The organism is Pseudoalteromonas sp. GABNS16E, assembly GCF_028598715.1.
GTDB lineage: Bacteria > Pseudomonadota > Gammaproteobacteria > Enterobacterales > Alteromonadaceae > Pseudoalteromonas > Pseudoalteromonas atlantica.
Genome location: NZ_JAQREZ010000144.1, coordinates 1 through 862 on the forward strand (window position 1 = coordinate 1; position 862 = coordinate 862).

At 42.8% G+C, this 862-nt stretch carries 1 pseudogene; it reads right to left on the reverse strand.

Annotated features, from left to right (window positions below):
* Positions 1-785, reverse strand: a pseudogene (locus PSI06_RS21020) (IS3 family transposase); the annotation flags it as partial.
* Between the last annotated feature and the right edge of the window lie 77 nt (positions 786-862).

Genomic DNA, 862 nt, shown 5'->3' on the forward strand with positions numbered 1-862 from the left:
CGACATGGCCCAACCAACGACTTTACGTGCAAATAAATCAATAACAACGGCTAAATAAGCCCAGCGATTACCTACCCAAATATACGTCACATCACCGCACCACACGGTATCTGGCTCAACAACATCAAACTGCCTATCTAGCAAATTTGGGATTTCAAGATGCTCATTACTACCCCTTTTATATTGATGTTGTGGTACTTGGCAGCTCTCTAGTTTTAGTTTAATCATGAGCTTAGCGGCGCGATAACGGCTTAATTCAAAACCGTTATTCGTTGCAATTGCTGCGATTGTCCGTGCCCCAGCTGAGCCACCGCTCATTGCATGTATTGCTTTAACTTCAGCCTCTAGCCTTACTTGCTCTGGCGTCGGCGTTGTATCCCGTATGACCCAGTACTTATAGCTGCTGCGATGCACATTGAATACACTACATAGCACACTAATTGGATAACGCTCTCGTTGATTTAACTTCTCGATTAACGAGAATTGTTCAGGGAGTCGGACATCAAGAGAGCGGTAGCCTTTTTTAATATATCCTTTTCTAATTCAATGCGTTGGATTTGCTTTTTAAGTTCGCGGATTTCAATTTGTTCGGGCGTCATTGGTGAAGCAGATGGTGTCTGGCCATTCCGCTCTTGCTTTAATTGAGTAACCCACTTACTGACGGTTGATTTACCCACCCCCATCGCTTTGGCTGCTTCTTCTTGAGTATAACTTTGGTCAACTACAAGCTGAGCTGTTTCTAACTTGATTGCCGCAGAATACGTTGCGCGTTTTAATTTCGTCATTTTTTCACCCAAATTTGTATGCTTATTAGCATAACATTTCTTTCTTAATGGGTGGCCAAATTAACTATGCCACTACA